Genomic DNA, 16,994 nt, shown 5'->3' on the forward strand with positions numbered 1-16,994 from the left:
ATCAGAACTTCGCAGTGGTGACGATGTAGAAGGCGCGCCCCGGGGCCACGGCGACGAACGGCACCGCGCTCCGATACAGCGTGTCGTAGTACAGCTTGTTGGTCAGGTTCTGGGCATAGAGCTTCATGGTCCAGTTCGCGTCGAGCTTCTTCTCGACGAAGGCGTCGAAGCGCCAGTAGCTCGGCAGCTCGTTGCCGGTGTTGGCCGCGAAGGTGCCGCCATAGACCTTGGAGCGGTAGACCGCCTGCCCGCCGATCTCCCAGCCATTGTCGAGCTTGTACTTCGACAGCATGCTGAACGACTGATGCGCGATGTTGGCGAGCTGCAGGCCGATGTTGGAGGCGACGCCGCTCTGCGTGACCTTCGACTGCATCAGCACCAGGCCGCCGAAGATGCTCCAGCGATCGGTGAGCCTGCCTTCGGCCTCGATGTCGATGCCCTGGATGCGGTAGGCCGCGCCCGAGGTGAGCAGGCCGCCGACGGTCTCGCGGGCATTGTCCTTGGTGGTCTGGAACAGCGCGGCCGAGACCAGCAGATGGCGGTCGACCAGCTCCCATTTGGTGCCGAGCTCGGCCGCCTTGTTGCGCTCGGGTCCGAGCAGGACCGCGGTGTTGGCGGGCACGCCGCCGTAATCGGTGCCGGTGGCGTCGAGTTCGGAGCCGAACGGATTGGCCGAGGTCGCATAGGCCGCGTAGATGCTGCCGATCGGCATCGGCTTGTAGACCAGGCCGACATTGTAGTTGACCAGGTCGGCGTTCATCTTGAGGTATTTCGGCGAATTGGTCGACGAGCTCATGTTGTAGCCGTCATAGCGCACCCCACCGTTCAGGATGACCGTGTCCTGCCAGTTGGCCGTGTCCATGACGTAGACGCTGTTGGTGTTGACGCCGTAGCGCGTCGGGTTGCCGATCAGCGACGGCGTATTGCTGAATGGGATGTAGGTGTATTGCGGCGAGTACACGTTGACGCCGGTAACCGCGCCCGAGCTGGTCGAGCCGCCGCCGAACAATTCGGACGAGAGTCCGGTGTAGCGATCGATCGAGATGTTCTCGTTCGAGAACTCGGTGCCGAGCACCGCGGTGTGCTTGACGCCGCCGGTATCGAGCTTGAACGTCGCATCGTTCTGGTTGGCCCACACGTCCACCGTCTGGTAGCGGCTCTGTGCGCTCGCCGTCGTGGTCCAGAGCAGCGGATTCGGGCTGGTCGTGTTGGGGCCTTGCGGCAGCGTGCCGATATAGTTGAGAAGCGAGTGCTCGCCGCGGAACTTGCTGCTGAGGGTGATCGCCTCGTTGACCTTGTACTCGGCTGCGGCAGTGCCGAAATCCTGCCGCGCGGTCTGGAAGTCGCGATTGAGGAAGCCATACCAAGTGCCGCGCGGAATGCCTGCCGAGGTCACGGGGACGTTGCCCTGCTTGTAGTAGGGCACGCCGAAATCCGGATAACCCGACAGATCGGTATGGACATAGTTCGTCGTGATCTTGAGATCGTCGATCGGCGTCCACTTGGTCGAGAGGAAGGCGCCCCAGCGGTCATCGGTGACGAAGTTGCGCCCCGCCACATTGGAGTCCTGGAACAGGCCGCCGGTGCGCACCGAGAAGGTCGGCGAGATCACCTGGTTCACGTCGAGCGTGACGCGCTTCTGCTGGTCGGTGCCGAACTCGGTATCCATCCGCTTGAAGTTCGTATCGCCAGCCTGCTTGGTGACGATGTTGATGGCACCGCCGGCGGTGCCGCGGCCGGCATAGGACGAGGCCGGACCGCGCAGGATCTCGATCTGCTCGGTGAAGAAGTTCTCGCGGATCGACACCGCGGGATCGCGGATGCCGTCGATGAAGACGTCGTTGCGGGCATCGAAACCGCGAATGAAGAAGCGGTCGCCGAACGCATTGCCGCCCTCGCCCGAGCCGAGCGTGACGCCGGCGGTCGAACGGCCGATCTCCTTGAGCGCGGTGACGTGCTTGTCGGCCAGCACTTCCTTGCTCATCACGGTGATCGTCTTCGGCGTGTTCAGGAGCGGCTCGGGAAACTTGCCCGACGCCTGCACGCGGTTGACCTTGTAGGGCTCGGCTGCGTCCGCGTAGGGGTTGGCGTCCGGCGCGGACAGTCCGCCTGCGTTCGGGAACGCCACCGCGGCCTGCTGCGCCGACTGCTGACGGGCCGCCGCGCGGCGCAGGGCATTGCGCGCGCGGACCTGCTCGGCGGTCGGCTTGGAGGACGTCGGCTTGGCCCGCGCGATCGGCGCATCGACGTTGACGGGCGGCAGGTCGGACGCCGGTTGCGCCTCGGCCGACGACATCGATGCCACCGCCATCAGCCCGGCCACCGCCGACACCTTGGTGACGGAGGGCCCCTCTCCGCGTCCGTCATTGAACCTCATCGCTGCGACCCCACGCAGCGAACGCGGTGCTATCACCTGTCCCATTTTATTTTCACGCGCCCCAGATCTTCATTCCACATCGCTTACGCGGATCATTCGCAGTGCGACGATGTGTCGTTGGTATCGGGCGCGTTTCAGGGGGTCAATTTGAGGAGCCCTAATTTGGCCTTGAATAGTTCCAGATCAAAACAATTCTAAAAACGCTCAACTAACAACATGCGGAACTTGAAATCGTTCTAAACAGCGCGATTTGACTCGCGCTGCCGTCGAATCAGCACCGCGTCGGGCGTAACCCCGGCGCAGGTCAGTTCGACGAGCCAGCCGGCGCGTCGCTGCTCGGCGGCTTCATCAGCGAGAACAGCTCGTCCACGGTCTGCACCGCGATCTGGCGCACGCGATCGGAATCATCGATCCCCGCGATCCGCACGCCCTTGACGACGGCCCTGATCTCATCGCGAAAATCGGTCAGGAAACGCAACGGATCGCGCTGCTCGTTGGCGACGCGCGCGATCAGGCCGGTGACCAGGATCTGGCACGCGAGCATCTTTCCATTCAGTTCTTCCATCGTGAGCTCCCCATTCGCTATCGTCGCACGGCGCATCGTCGGCGACACAGCCTCGCTCCGGTTGAATCCTGCCGCGGCCCGACGGCGCCATGACGGCGGCGGGACCCATCGGCTTCTAATCAGCTCCCATCGGGCGCGACAAGACGGCGAGAATAGGTCGGAGTGCGGCATTCGCACGAGAGACCCGCGCGGCCGGCGAATGGTCCGGCGCGGCGCGCCAGCCGACGATGGCGGCAGAGGATCGCCGCAGACCGCCCTGCTCTCGCGCAGGCCACGCCGCGGCAACGGCAAGCTTCCCCGCCATTCTTCGCACTCAAGATGTTTTACTATATGACGCAACTCAAGATGGGGTCAGAACGGTCTGCGGCGCGGCTCGGCTATTTGAGCGCCACCTCGGCTTTCGGACCGGACAGCATCTTGATCCGATCCTTCAGGTCCCTGAGCGTGGACAGGCTGGTGGCGACGGCCTCGTCCGGAATGTCGTGCAGAACGTCGCCGGCGATCGCATCGCGCAGCTCGTCGAGATCATCGACGAGCTCTCGTCCCGCGGCGGTGAGATGGAGACGGTTCGCGCGGCGATCCCTCGGATCGTGTCGGCGCTCCAGCAGCCCCTGCTCGACCAGCCTGTCGAGCAGACGCACCAGTGAAATCGGCTGCAGTTCCAGCACTTCTGCGAGATCGACCTGTGACATCCCCTCATGCGCGCGCAGCCGAAACAGCACCACCCATTGGGCGCGGGTCGTGCCGCGCTGTTTGGCACGATGATCAATATAGTTGCGCAGGATGCGCGAGCTTTCGACAAGCTGCGCAACGAGCTGACGTCTCATATCCAGCGACATGGCTGTGAACTCCCTTGCGATTCCCCGAAGCTTGCCGATTGTTTAGGTTTGTCCACGCGCTCGTGTGTTTACACATTAATTGCGTGCGTACTATATCTGGCATGCTGGGAATGGTTTTAAAGACCGGTTATCCTGTTCGTCTCAGCATGTGGGCCAGCATGAAGACATCACGAACCCTCGGTTGGATCCTGCTCGTCGCGGCTCTCGGCGGCGCCGGCTATTACGGCTGGCAGCGTCATCAGGGCGCCGAGGCAGCGAAAAAGACCGCTGAGCAGACATCGGCCCGACCGCAGGCGGTTCGGGTCTCGACCGTGCCGGTCGAGAAGACGGACTTCCCGGTCTTCCTCACCGGCCTGGGGACCGTGCAAGGCTTCAACACCGTCCAGGTCCGCACCCGCGTCGACGGCCAGATCGACAAGATCGCCTTCACCGAAGGCCAGCTTGTGAAAGAGGGCGACCTGCTGGTCGAGATCGACCCGAGGCCGTTCCAGGCCGCGCTCGACCAGGCCAAGGCCAAGCGGGCGCAGGACGAGGCCAATCTCAACAACGCCAATCTCGATTTGCAGCGCACCACCAAGCTCGGCGAGTTCGCGACCCGGCAGCAGCAGGACACCCAGCGCGCCACCGTCGCACAGCTCACGGCACAGATCGCCGCCGACGACGCCGCGATCGCCAATGCCCAGACCCAGCTCAGCTACACCCAGGTCAAGGCGCCGATCTCCGGGGTCGCCGGCCTCCGCCAGGTCGACATCGGCAATATCGTCAACGCCTCGAGCCAGACCGGCATGGTCTCGATCGCGCAGATCGAGCCGATCGCGGTGATCTTCACCGCGCCGGAGGAGCAGTTGCCCTACATCAACGAGGCGCAGAAGACCGCTCCCTTGAAGGTGATCGCGTTCACCACCGACGGCAGGAAGCAGCTCGCCGAGGGCAAGCTGATGGTCGTGAACAACCAGGTCGACACGTCGAGTGGAACGATCCGGCTGAAGGCGGTGTTCGACAACAAGGACCACGTGCTGTGGCCCGGACAGTCGGTCTCGACGCGGCTGCTGGTGCGGACGCTGAAGGATGCCACGGTGGTTCCCGACGACGCCGTCCAGCATTCGACCAACGGGCTGTATTCCTACACGGTGAGCCCGGACAGCAAGGCCGAGCTGCGCAAGGTGAAGGTCGGCGTTTCGCTCGATGGCCGTACCGTCGTCGAAGAGGGGTTGACCCCCGGCCAGCAGGTGATCACCGGCGGTCAATTCAAAGTTCAGCCAGGCTCGGTCGTGACCACCGCGGTGGCCAGCTCGGAGCCGGCGCCAGCTAAGGTCCGGCAGGAATGAACGGCGGCATCTCGGCACCCTTCATCAAATACCCCATCGGCACCTCGCTGCTGATGGCAGGTATCCTGTTCATCGGCCTGGTCGCCTACCCCCTGCTGCCGGTCGCACCGCTGCCGCAGGTCGACTTCCCGACCATCCAGGTGACCGCCAATCTGCCGGGCGCCAGCCCTGAGACCATGGCGACCTCGGTCGCCCAGCCGCTGGAGCGGCAATTCGCACAGATCCCCGGCATCGCCCAGATGACATCGACCAGTTACCTGGGCACCGCATCGGTCACGATCCAGTTCGACCTGAACCGCAACATCGACGGCGCCGCCAACGACGTCCAGGGCGCCATCAACGCTGCCTCGGGCCAGTTGCCCAAGACCCTGCCGTCGCCGCCGACCTACCGCAAGGTCAACCCGGCGGACGCGCCGATCCTGATCTTGTCCGCCACGTCCGAGACGCTGCCGCTGACGACGGTCTCCGACTCCGTCGATGCGCAGCTCGCGCAGCAGATCAGCCAGATCTCGGGTGTTGCCCAGGTGATCATCGGCGGCCAGCAGAAGCCGTCGATCCGTATCCAGATCGACCCGGCCAAGCTGGTCGCCAAGGGCCTCTCGATGGAGGACGTGCGCAGCCAGATCGCGATCACCACGGTCGACAGCCCGAAGGGCAACATCGACGGCGAGCGTCGGGCCTACACCATCTACGCCAATGACCAGCTCACCGAGTCGAAGGACTGGAACGACGTCATCATCGCCTACCGCAATGGCGGTCCGTTGCGCGTCCGTGACATTGGCCGGGCGGTGACCGGGCCGGAGGATGCCAAGCAGGCCGCCTGGGCCAACGGCAAGCGCGGCGTGTTCCTGGTGGTCTTCAAGCAGCCTGGCGCCAACGTCATCGAAACCGTCGACAAGATCAAGGCGACGCTGCCGCGCCTGGTCGCGGCGATCCCGCCGGCCATCAAGGTCGAGCTGATGTCGGATCGCACGACGACCATCCGTGCCGCGGTCGAGGACGTCCAGTTCACGCTGCTCCTGACCATCCTTCTCGTGGTCATGGTCATCTTCATCTTCCTGCGCAGCTTCTGGGCCACGGTGATCCCGACGATCACCGTGCCGCTCGCGCTGCTCGGCGCCTGCGCGATGATGTGGGGGGTCGGCTATTCACTGGACAACCTCTCGCTGATGGCGCTGACGATCGCGGTCGGCTTCGTCGTCGACGACGCCATCGTCATGCTCGAGAACATCTCTCGCTATGTCGAGGAAGGCGAGTCCCCGATGGCTGCCGCCTACAAGGGGGCCAAGGAGATCGGCTTCACCATTGTCTCGATCTCGATCTCGCTGGTCGCCGTGCTGATCCCGCTCCTGCTGATGGGCGGCATCATCGGGCGCCTGTTCCGCGAATTCGCGGTCGTGCTGGCGATGACGATCTTCGTCTCGATGTTCGTCTCGCTGACGTTGACGCCGATGATGGCCTCGCGTTTCCTGCGCGGCGGCCACCAGGCTCATGGCAAATTCTACCAATGGAGCGAGCGCGGCTTCGAGGCGCTGCTCAGGGCCTACGAGAAGGGATTGGACATCGCACTGCGCTGGCGCTTCGCCACGCTGATGGTGTTCTTCGCCTCGCTCGGCCTGTCGATCTACCTGTTCGTGCTGATCCCCAAGGGTTTCTTCCCGCAGCAGGACAACGGCCTGATCACCGCCGCGTCGGAGGCGTCGCAGGACATCTCCTTCAAGGCGATGCAGTCGCGCCAGGAGGCGCTGGCCAAGATCGTGCAGGATGATCCGGGCGTAGCCAGCGTCGCAATGGCGATCGGCGGTTCCGGCCGCGCCGGCAATACCGGCAATCTGTTCATCACTTTGAAGCCGCGTGACGAGCGTGATGCATCGGCGCAGCAGATCATCGCACGCCTGAGGCCGCAGCTCGAGAAGGTCGAGGGAGCCCGGCTCTACATGCAGGCCGCGCAGGACGTCCGCCTCGGCGGCCGACCGTCCCGAACCCAGTTCGAGTTCACGCTGCAGGACTCCAATCTCGCCGAGCTCAACGAGTGGGCGCCGAAGATCCTGGAGAAGATGCGCTCGCTGCCGCAGCTGCGCGACGTCGCCACCGACCAGCAGGCCGACGGCACCACCGTGCAGCTCACGATCAACCGCGACACCGCCTCGCGGTACGGCATCTCGCCGCAGCTGATCGACGACACGCTGTATGACGCGTTCGGCCAGCGCCAGGTCGCGCAGTACTTCACCCAGCTCAATTCCTACCGCGTGATCCTGGAGATCCTGCCTGAGCTGCAGGGCAATATCGACACGCTCAACAAGCTCTACGTGAAATCGCCGACCACCGGCGACCAGGTGCCGCTCTCGACCTTCGCCAGTTGGACCAACGTGCCGGTGCGGCCGCTGTCGATCAGCCACCAGGGTCAGTTTCCGTCGATCACGATCAGCTTCAACCTCGCCCAGGGCGTTGCGCTCGGCCAGGCCACCGATGCGGTGCAGCGCGCGATGGTCGAGCTCGGCGCGCCGGCAACCTTGAACTCGAGCTTTCAGGGCACTGCGCAGGCGTTCCAGCAGTCGCTGTCGACCGTGCCGCTCTTGATCCTCGCCGCCCTCGTCGTGGTCTATCTGATCCTCGGCATCCTCTACGAGAGCTACATTCACCCGATCACGATTCTCTCGACGCTGCCCTCGGCCGGCGTCGGCGCGCTCGCGATCCTGATGGCGTTCGGCTACGATTTCAGCCTGATTGCGCTGATCGGCGTCATCCTGCTGATCGGCATCGTGAAGAAGAACGGCATCATGATGGTCGACTTCGCCATCGCCGCCGAACGTGACCAGCATCTGCCGCCCGAGCAGTCGATCCGCCAGGCCGCCCTGCTGCGCTTCCGTCCGATCATGATGACGACGATGGCAGCCCTGCTCGGCGGCGTGCCCCTGATGCTCGGCAACGGCACCGGCTCGGAGATCCGCCAGCCGCTCGGCTATGCGATGGTCGGCGGCCTGATCGTCAGCCAGATGCTGACGCTGTTCACCACGCCGGTCGTCTATCTCTATCTCGACAAGGTCAACAACGCCTTCGCGCGCTGGGGCCGCACGCATATCGACCACGAGCCCGAGACCGCGGCCGCAGCTCCGGTCAAGGAAGCGGCGGAATAGTCCGCCGCTTGTCGCCGCCTACTGCCGCGCCATCTCGGCGGTGGCCACGCCCTCGCCGTCCAGATTCTGTTCGTCCTGCATCGTCACGGTCACGTGCGAGAGCCGTCCGGTGAACGCAAACGGCGCCGCATAGTCCGACACCGGGCTGCCGCGGTCATGGCCGATGTCGAGCCCCGACCAGGAGATCAGCGTGTGGAAGGCGAGCTGCGTCGTCAGCGCGCCGGCCTCCTCGCCGTCGATCAGCAACGTGTACCGGCTCATGCCGGTGCGCGCGGCCTTGGCCGGCTCGGTCTGCCGCCTGAGACGTTCGACGCGGACACCCAGGCGATGCGATCCCGCCGGCACCGGGCGGGTCGAGCTGATGATCTCGTGCCGGCCGCCGATGTTGAGATCGTGCACGAGATGACCGTCCTTGACGTAGAGGCTGTAGCCCGACGTCGCATCGCCATGGGCGATGAGCACGCCGGATGCGCCCTCTGCATCGATCTCGACATGGGCCTCGATCAGATAGTCGCGGCTGCGCACGTCGGGCGCGACGTCGGTCGGCACATGGCCCATGCCGGCGTGGAACGTAAAGCGCGTGCGCGCGCCGTGGAAACGCGCCGCGTTCTCGGCAAAGCGCGGGCCGAAGCGATCGTCGAGCGGCAGCACCTGGTGCGCCTCCGCCTGCTCCCACCACAGCTTCACCAGTGCCGCGAGCCGCTCCGGCTCGGCGGCGGCGAGATCATGCGTCTCGGAGAAATCCTGCGTGAGATGAAACAGCTCCCATCTATCGTTGTCGAACGGCGTGCCCGACGGGTGAAAGGCCACCGCCTTCCAGCCGTCGTGCCAGAGGCCACGATGGCCGAACATCTCGAAATATTGCGCGACCTGCTTCGACGGTGCCGCCGGATCGGTGATCGAGGCGGCGAAGCTCACGCCCTCGAGCGGCATCTGCGGCACACCCGCGATCATGGCCGGCGCATCGATGCCGATCAGGTCGAGCAGGGTCGGCACGAGGTCGCAGGCATGGACGAACTGGTGGCGGATTTCGCCGCGCGCCGCGATGCGCTGCGGCCAGGAGACGATGAAGGGATCGCGGATGCCGCCGCCATGGGTGTTCTGCTTGTAGCGGCGCAGCGGCGTGTTCGACGCCATCGCCCAGCCATGCGGGAAGTTCGAGTGCGTATCCGGCCCGCCGATGTCGTCGATCCGCGCGAGCTTCTCGGCGATCGGCTCCGGTTTGAAGTTGAACGGTCCCATCGCGTTGACGAAGCCGAGCGGCCCGCCCTCCTGGCTGGCGCCATTGTCGGACATGACGATCACGAGCGTATTGTCGCGCTGGCCGGCCTTGTCGAGAAAAGCGAGCAGCCGGGCCAGATGCAGGTCGGCATGATCGAGCATACCGGCGAAGGCCGATTGCAGCCGGGTGAAGACGCGCCGCTCATCCTCGGAATGGGCCTCCCAGGGCTTCACGCCATCATTGCGCGGCGGCAGGTCCGTGCTCTCCGGCACCAGCCCCATCGCCTTCTGCCGCGCCAGCCGCTGCGCGCGCTCGGCGTCCCAGCCATGGGCGAAGACCGCGTCGTAGCTCTCGATGATGTCGTGCGGCGCCTGATGCGGCGCGTGGCAGGCGCCGAGCGCGAGCCAGGTCAACCATGGCAGCTCGGGCCGGTCGGCCGTGTGGTCGGCGATGAAGCGGATCGCCTGATCGACCAGGTCGGCAGTCAGGTGATAGCCGTCGGCGTAGCTGCCGGGCGGGCTGACATGGGTGTTGTCGAGCACGAGCTCCGGCGCATATTGATCGGTCTCGGCGTCGAGGAAGCCATAGAAGCGGTCGAAGCCGCGCCCCAGCGGCCAGCCGTCGAACGGCCCGGTCGCGCCGCTCTCGGTCAAGGGCGTGACGTGCCATTTGCCGACCATGTAGTTGCGATAGGCATGGGCGCGCAGCATCTCGGCCAGCGTCCCCGCCTCGCGCGCGATCTTGCCGCGATAGCCGGGATAGCCCGAGTCGAAATTGGCAAGGCAGCCGACGCCGACTGAATGATGGTTGCGACCGGTCAGGAGTGCCGCCCGTGTGGTCGAGCACATCGCTGTGGTGTGGAAGCCCGAATAGCGCAGGCCCTGCGCGGCCAGCCCGTCGATCGCGGGGGTGCGGATCCGCGAGCCGTAGCAGCCGAAATCGGAGAAGCCGACATCGTCGAACAGCACCACCAGGATGTTGGGCGCGCCCTTCGGCGGCTGCTGCGGCGCCGGCCACCAGGGTCTGGAGCCTGCGATGGTCCTGCCGATCGTACCGCCGAATGCGGGCTCGCTCATGCCTCGTCCTCCCTCTCGCTCGCGTCCCGGCTGCGCCTCGCAGCCCGTACGAGTTTATCGTTGTGATTGCTCTGGGATCCGCGACGCCCCGGGGCTGGGTGGCACGGCCAGGCTTGCCTCGGATCATAATCATAGTTATCATTATTATTCCAGATGGAGCCAGCGACATGCCGCAGCGGATCGCGCCGGACCACCTGCCCGGCGTGACCCCGTCGCGGCAGCAGCGCAGCCGCGAGACGACGCTTGCCCTGCTGATGGCCGGCGAGGAGCTGCTGCGCACGCGCAGCCTCGCGGAGCTGTCGATCAGCGACCTCTGTGCGCATATCGGGGCAACGGTCGGCGCCTTCTACAGCCGGTTCGACAGCAAGGAGGCCTACTTCAACGCCCTGCTCGCGCTCACTTTGGCGGACGGGCGGAAACAGCTCTTGAGACTCCCGCCGCCCGATCCCGTCCGCGCGGGCGACCCGCAATGCCACCTGCTGGTGCGCGGCACCGTGCTGTGGATGCGCCGTCACAAGGGCGTGCTACGCGCAGCGCTCGTGCGCAGCGAGCCCGGACCGAACCACTGGAGCGGCTTCAAGGAGCTGGCACAGGCACTGTCGGAGCGTGCGGCGCTGCTCCTGCTGCCTGCGGGCCGGCGCGCCGGCCCGGCCTCGCGCACGCGGTCGCGAACAGCGGAGGCGCGAAAGACGGTCGCGTTCGGCGTCCAGGTCGTGCTCGGCACCCTGGTGAACGCCGTCCTCAACGATCCCGGCCCGCTGTCGATCGACGATGACGAGATCGCGGAACGGCTCGGCGCCTGCCTGGTCCTGCTGCTGCGCGCCGGCCCGGACGGCGCGCCGCGAAAGCCGCAGGCCGCGAGAGGCAAACGCTAGACCCTGCCGGCCCGTGGCGCGGCGGGGCGGCAGAGCACGTTGGAAATCCGTCATCCAGCGGCTTGCCAAAGCCTGAGACATGCGGGTAGAAGGACCCGTCGTCGCCGCCCTGCTTTGCCGGCCGGCGCGCAAAACGGTGCCAGACAGTGCGGCAATTGCTTGAAACTGCAGGGCATTCCGGTGGGGAATGGTGTAACGGTAGCACAACAGACTCTGACTCTGTTTGTCTTGGTTCGAATCCAGGTTCCCCAGCCAGCTTGATCACTGCCGCGACGGCCTGAAGCACGACAGCCTCATCCTCGTGATCTGAGAAGCATCGGGGTCGTTTTTGCCTCGGGCACGAGATCCATCCTCAAGGCGCGGACACGCTGCGGCGTCCGCCACCCCTTCGGCACGCGTCCCGCGCGTTAACGTCTGCTCATTGCGAATCGGCGAGAACGGAACAACCATTGCGAGCAATGGACCGGTTCTGTGGAGGAAACACTTGCAAAGCAGCGTCGGCTCCCGTGCCTTCCAGAACGCAAGGCTGCAAAAGCGGGCCAAGAGACAGGCGGACGTGCTGTTGCCGGCGGCGGTCAAGGCCTACCGCGAAGGCCGGCATCCGGAGGCTCAGGCCCTGTGCCAGCAGATCCTGCAGGACCTGCCGCAGCATTTCGGCGCCCTGCATCTGCTCGGCGTCTCCGAACGGGACTGCGGCCGTTTCGACCAAGCCGTGCTCGTCCTGGCACGCGCGATCGAGGTCGACCCGCGCTCGGCCGAAGCCCAGTCCGATCTCGGCCTGTCGCTGTTCCGGCTCGGCCGCTACGACGAGGCTCGCACCCGTTACGAACGCGCCATCGGACTCCAGCCGAACTTCCCGACTGCGCTCACCAATCTCGGCAATGCGCTGATGAGCCTGTCGCGTTTCGACGAGGCGATATCAGCGCACGACCGCGCCATCGCGCTGAAGCCCGGCTATGCCGACGCCCACGCCAATCGCGGGATGGCGCTGCTGCTCACGGGCCGGTACGAAGACGCCGGTCAGAGCTTCGATCGCGCGCTCGCGCTGCAGCCGCGGCTGCTGACGGCCCTGTTCGGCAAGGGCCTGGTCAGCATGAACCTGCGGAACTTCGATACTGCAGTGGCCGCGCTGACGTCGGCGCTGGCGATCAATCCGACTGCGGCCCCTGCCCTCGCCCAGCGCGGGCGAGCCTATCAGGAGCAGGGCAAGTTCGACGAGGCGGAAGCCGATTTTGACGCGGCATTGGCCCTCGAACCGCTGCTGGAAGACGCCCTGCGCGGCAAGGCCACGGTTTCGCTCGTGCGCGGCAACATCGCCCTGGCGACCTCGCTCATCGACAAGATGCTGGCGCAGAACCCGAAGCAGGAGAGCGCCTGGACCCTGCTCGGGGTCTGCTCCGCGATGCAAGGCGACATCGCCACGGCGATTGCGGATTACGACCGCGCGCTCGCGATCAACCCGGACTACGAGGACGCGATCACCAAGAAGATCTTCGCGCTGGATTTCCTGCCCGACGTCGGGGTCGAACGTCTCCAGGCAGAACGGAGACACTGGTGGGAGGCGATCGGCGCGCGGTTGCCACGTCTGCCGCTCGGCGAGCGGAATCTGGACCCGGACCGGCGCCTTGTCGTCGGCTACGTGTCGTCCGATTTCCGCGAGCATTCGGCGGCGCTCGGCTTCCTGCCGATCCTTCGCCATCACGATCGCGCCAGGTTCGAAATCGTCGGCTATTCGTGTTCACCGACGAGGGACGCCAAGACGGAGCTGTGCCGTTCGCTGGTCGATCGCTGGGTCGAGGCCTGGCAGTTGACCGACGACAAGCTCGCCGAGCAGATCCGGGCCGACAAGATCGACATCCTCGTCGACCTCTCGGGACATTCAGCCGGCCACCGGCTCACGCTGTTTGCGCGCAAGCCTGCCCCGATCCAGGTCTCGGCCGTCGGCAGCGTCACTGGCACCGGATTGCCCGTGATGGATTATCTGCTGGCCGATGCGGTGACGATTCCGGCCGCGGTCCGGCATCTGTTTGCCGAAAAGATCTACGATCTGCCGTCGCTGATCACGATCGAACCGCCGCCTCCAATTCCGCCGTCGCCGCTGCCGATGCTTCGCAACGGCCACGTCACCTTCGGCTCGTTCAATCGCGCCGACAAGTTTTCGGAGCCGACTCTGGCTCTATGGTCGAAGCTGATGGCTGCGACGCCGGGCTCGATGATCGTCGTCAAGAACCATGCGATGAACGATCCCCTGCTGCGCGACGGCTTGATCGCCCGCTTCGTCGCCCACGGCATCGCCGCGGAACGCGTCCGTTGCGTCGGAAAGACGTCGCGCGAGGAGCATCTTGCGATGTTCGCCGATATCGACATCGCACTCGATCCGTTCCCGCAAAATGGCGGCATCTCGACGTGGGAGGCGCTGCAGATGGGCGTGCCTGTCGTCGCCAAGCTCGGCAGCACCCCCTCGGCACGGGCGGGCGGCGCGATCGTCAAGGCAGTCGGCCTCGACGCGTGGGTCGCCGATGACGACGAAGGCTATCTCGCGACAGCGCTGAAATTCTGCTCGCGGCCCGGCGAGCTTGCCGCGCTCCGTGCCGAGCTGCCCGCCAGGGTGTTGAATTCAGCCGCCGGAAACGGCGCGCTCTACACGCAGCATGTGGAACAGGGATACCGGACGTTCTGGCGTGACTATTGCGCACGAGCGACGACCGGCTAGCGCTCGAATCAGATCTCGTCGGGCCGGCACAGCGTCGCGCCCGTGCGCCGTTCGACCCATGCCGACGCTTGCGGTGCATCGACGACGCAGTCCGGCCGATCCATCGTCGGCTCGCCGGGACGATCCTTCCAGCGTGCGCCCGATCACGGAATTAACCCGTCATTCACCACGATCCTCATCCGGCCGGAACGATGCAATTTGCTTCAAATTGTCTGGCCAGGGAGACGGGACATGACCAAGCTGATGGACCTCGACGATCAGATCGAGCGGGCCGAGCGGCTCGAGCGGAGCATCACCGACGCGCTGACGATCGAGCGGCTGCGCCAATTCGCGGCCGGGTGCCGGCGCGAGCGCGAGCGGCTGTCGCAGCACCAGCAGCACGCGGCCTGAGCAGGCGCGACGACCTGCAACGCAGCCGTGGTCAACGGGCTGCCCGCGACGGAGCTCGGCGAGCGCACGCTGTCACGAGCAGGTCGTCACCATGTTGGTGCAGAGCTGCCGGGTCCAGCCGATGCCCTTCTTGACGCGGATCTTGGCGAAGTCGCCGAAGCAGCCGAGCAGCTCGACCGCCTGGTCACCGCTCGCATGCGGGTCGAGCTTCGCGCTCGATGTGGCGTGATCGCGGTAGATCGCCGCGCCGTTCTGCAGGCCGCCGGCGCCGACGATGCTCCGATGCAGGAAGCCCCTGCCCTGAAAGATCACGGTCTCCTTGCCCTGATCGACGTCGTTCAGCATGGCCCGGTCGATCTCGAACCAGTCGCCCTGCTGCGCGACGAGATGCACGACGATCCAGCTATCGCTGGTCGGATTTTTCAGGACCTTGACGATGCTGCCGCCAGGCTCGGCACGGACATTGGCACCATTCGGATCGCGGTCGGTGACGTCGGCCTCGACGTTGCAGGCTTCGCGATGCGGCGCCTGCGCAGTGGCAATGCCCGGCGCGATGAGCATTGCGGTCAGCAGCAGAATTCTCGTCAGCATTGAACGGTCACCGGCCTCCGATCCGTCCCACATTGGTCGCGCGGCCGACGCCGCGGTTCAACATCGAGCAAATGGCGGCGACCAGCCGAGCTCACGGCAACCGCCGATCAGGTCTATCCCGAGGACATCATCGAGATGCTCGGGCATGCGGAGGTCTGGTGAGAGGCGCTACAGCCGACCGCCCGCGAGTGCGGCGGCGCGCGGTCGGCCGACGTCGTCCAGCGCCTGCGGCATCGGCGACACCGGAAACACCGCGTTGATTTGGCCCGTCCCCGATGACGGGAAGAACGGCGTCACCACCTCGACGCCGCGGTCGTAGTGGTTCCAGCCGAGCGCGCCCAGCAGCATGGCGGTATCGTGCATGAAGCCCTCGCCATGTCCCTTGCTGGCATATTCCGGCAACATGTCGCAGAAATCCGGCCACTCGCCGTGCTCCCACATCTGGATCACCTCGTGGTCGAGCCGCTCCAGGAACGGGCTGAACATCCGGTCGCGATACTCGTCGGCGGTGCCGTTCTGGGCAAAGCGATGGCTCAGCGAGCCCGAGGCGAAGAAGGCCACCGTGCCGTCGTAATGATCCTCGACCGCGCGGCGGAACGCCCAGCCGAGCTTGGCGCTGTCGGCGAGATAATGCGAGGTGCACAGCGCCGAGACGGAGACGACCTTGAAGTGGCGGTCGGGGTTCATGTAGCGCATCGGCACCAAGGTGCCGTATTCCAGCGCCAGCGACGTCGCATCGTGGGCCATGGTGGCAACGCCATGGGCGTTGGCGCCCTCGGCGAGGATGTGGCCCAGCTCCGGGTTGCCGTCGTATTCATAGGTCATGTTGGCGATGAAGTGCGGCAGCTCGTTCGAGGTGTAGAGCCCCTCGAAATGCGGCGCGCAATTGATGTGGTAGCCGGCATTGACCAGCCAATGGGTGTCGAACACGACGATGGTGTCGACGCCGGCCTCGCGGCAGCGCCGGCCGATCTCGATATGACCGTCGATCGCCGGCTGTCGCTTGCCCTTGGCCGGACCATCCAGCTCGCTGAGATACATCGACGGCACGTGCGTGATCTTGGCCGCCAGTGCGAGCTTGCCCTTCCTCTCGTCTCCCTTCCGGTCGTTCCCCCGGCCGGCATCGCCGACCGTTTGCTTGGAAGGCAGATTACCCCTGCAGCTCCGCGAAAAAAAGGGCCGCACGCGCGGCCCTTCCTTGGTGTCCGATCCATCGTCTGTCCCATGATCATGGGACGGACAGCCACGAGATGCGGTCACGCCGCCTTGATGTCGATGGTCTTGGCGGCCTTCTGTACCTCGGGCTTCTTCGGCAGGGTGACCTTGAGCACGCCCTGCTTGAACACGGCCTCGATCTTGTCGGTGTCGACGCCGTCGGGGATCTGGAAGGAGCGTTCGAACGAGCCGAAGCTGCGCTCACGGACGTAATAGTCCTTCTTCTTCTCCTCCTTGTCCTCCTGCTTCTCGCCCTTGATCGAGAGCACGCCGCTCGCAACCTTCACCTCGACGTTCTTCTCGTCGAGGCCGGGCAGCTCAGCGGTGACCTCATAGGCATTGTCGTGCTCGGCGACGTCGACCGCCGGCGCCACGGCAAAGGACCGTGCGCGGGCCAGGCCCGGCAGTTGGTCGAACAGCGACGGCGTGCGCCAGATCCCGCCATGGAAGTCCTCGAACACGCGATCGATCTCGCGGCGCAGGTTCTCGAACGGCCGCCATCCCTGCATGGATGGCGCACCTGCCTTCTCGGTGTTGACGGGCAGCTTGGTAGGTTCAGCCATAACATCATCCTCCTGCTTCACGCGAGGATCGGGTCCGCAACGGCATGGGCGCGACCGATTTCGTTGATCGGCCGGCATCCGCTCCCTCGCGCTTGACGAGAAA

The 16,994-nt window shown here is 65.5% G+C and carries 11 protein-coding genes, 1 tRNA gene and 1 pseudogene; 6 read left to right on the top strand and 7 right to left on the bottom strand.

From position 1 onward, the window contains the following. Position 1: 1 nt before the first annotated feature. The 3 genes from QX094_RS29680 to QX094_RS29690 form a co-directional block, all read right to left on the bottom strand. Positions 2-2,422, bottom strand: coding sequence for a TonB-dependent receptor (locus tag QX094_RS29680; RefSeq protein WP_316164595.1), 2,421 nt, complete (start codon positions 2,420-2,422; stop codon positions 2-4). A gap of 259 nt (positions 2,423-2,681) precedes the next feature. Next, positions 2,682-2,942, bottom strand: a complete 261-nt coding sequence (locus tag QX094_RS29685; protein WP_315714471.1) for a hypothetical protein — start codon at positions 2,940-2,942, stop codon at positions 2,682-2,684. Positions 2,943-3,319: 377 nt separating this feature from the next. Continuing rightward, the gene (locus QX094_RS29690) at positions 3,320-3,781 is read right to left on the bottom strand and encodes a MarR family transcriptional regulator (RefSeq protein ID WP_315714472.1); all 462 of its coding nucleotides are present in this window, start codon (positions 3,779-3,781) and stop codon (positions 3,320-3,322) included. A gap of 146 nt (positions 3,782-3,927) precedes the next feature. On the opposite strand from QX094_RS29690, the gene QX094_RS29695 reads away from it, so the two are divergent. Both QX094_RS29695 and QX094_RS29700 read left to right on the top strand, forming a co-directional pair. After that, positions 3,928-5,109 carry an efflux RND transporter periplasmic adaptor subunit gene (locus QX094_RS29695; protein ID WP_409977903.1) on the top strand — a complete coding sequence of 394 codons (1,182 nt, stop codon included), beginning with the start codon at positions 3,928-3,930 and terminating at the stop codon, positions 5,107-5,109. Beyond that, positions 5,106-8,246: a multidrug efflux RND transporter permease subunit gene (locus tag QX094_RS29700; protein WP_316185943.1), complete on the top strand. Its 3,141-nt coding sequence runs from the start codon at positions 5,106-5,108 to the stop codon at positions 8,244-8,246. Before QX094_RS29695 ends, QX094_RS29700 begins: the two co-directional genes overlap by 4 nt. An 18-nt stretch (positions 8,247-8,264) precedes the next feature. Here QX094_RS29700 and QX094_RS29705 read toward each other — a convergent pair whose 3' ends face one another. Next, a complete protein-coding gene (locus QX094_RS29705; protein WP_316185942.1) occupies positions 8,265-10,544 on the bottom strand; it encodes an arylsulfatase in 2,280 nt (759 codons plus the stop codon). 167 nt (positions 10,545-10,711) lie between these two features. On the opposite strand from QX094_RS29705, the gene QX094_RS29710 reads away from it, so the two are divergent. From QX094_RS29710 to QX094_RS29725, 4 genes are all read left to right on the top strand, one after another. After that, positions 10,712-11,419: a TetR/AcrR family transcriptional regulator gene (locus QX094_RS29710; protein WP_315714478.1), complete on the top strand. Its 708-nt coding sequence runs from the start codon at positions 10,712-10,714 to the stop codon at positions 11,417-11,419. 181 nt (positions 11,420-11,600) lie between these two features. Next, positions 11,601-11,674, top strand: a tRNA-Gln gene (locus QX094_RS29715). Positions 11,675-11,903: 229 nt separating this feature from the next. After that, positions 11,904-14,132 (top strand): tetratricopeptide repeat protein, encoded by a 2,229-nt coding sequence (locus QX094_RS29720; RefSeq protein ID WP_316185903.1) that lies wholly within the window; start codon positions 11,904-11,906, stop codon positions 14,130-14,132. A 231-nt stretch (positions 14,133-14,363) separates the two neighbouring features. Beyond that, entirely contained in the window at positions 14,364-14,522 is a 159-nt protein-coding gene (locus tag QX094_RS29725) for a hypothetical protein (protein ID WP_316185902.1), read from the top strand. A gap of 72 nt (positions 14,523-14,594) precedes the next feature. Here the strand turns inward: QX094_RS29725 and QX094_RS29730 are convergent, their stop codons facing one another. The 3 genes and pseudogenes from QX094_RS29730 to QX094_RS29740 form a co-directional block, all read right to left on the bottom strand. Further along, positions 14,595-15,113 (bottom strand): hypothetical protein, encoded by a 519-nt coding sequence (locus QX094_RS29730; protein ID WP_316185901.1) that lies wholly within the window; start codon positions 15,111-15,113, stop codon positions 14,595-14,597. Between the two features lie 168 nt (positions 15,114-15,281). After that, a pseudogene (hpaD, locus tag QX094_RS29735) lies at positions 15,282-16,196 on the bottom strand (3,4-dihydroxyphenylacetate 2,3-dioxygenase); the annotation flags it as partial. Between the two features lie 173 nt (positions 16,197-16,369). Further along, positions 16,370-16,891 carry an Hsp20/alpha crystallin family protein gene (locus QX094_RS29740; RefSeq protein ID WP_315714485.1) on the bottom strand — a complete coding sequence of 174 codons (522 nt, stop codon included), beginning with the start codon at positions 16,889-16,891 and terminating at the stop codon, positions 16,370-16,372. Between the last annotated feature and the right edge of the window lie 103 nt (positions 16,892-16,994).

The sequence above is a fragment of the Bradyrhizobium sp. SZCCHNS1050 genome (genome assembly GCF_032484785.1).
Classification (GTDB): domain Bacteria; phylum Pseudomonadota; class Alphaproteobacteria; order Rhizobiales; family Xanthobacteraceae; genus Bradyrhizobium.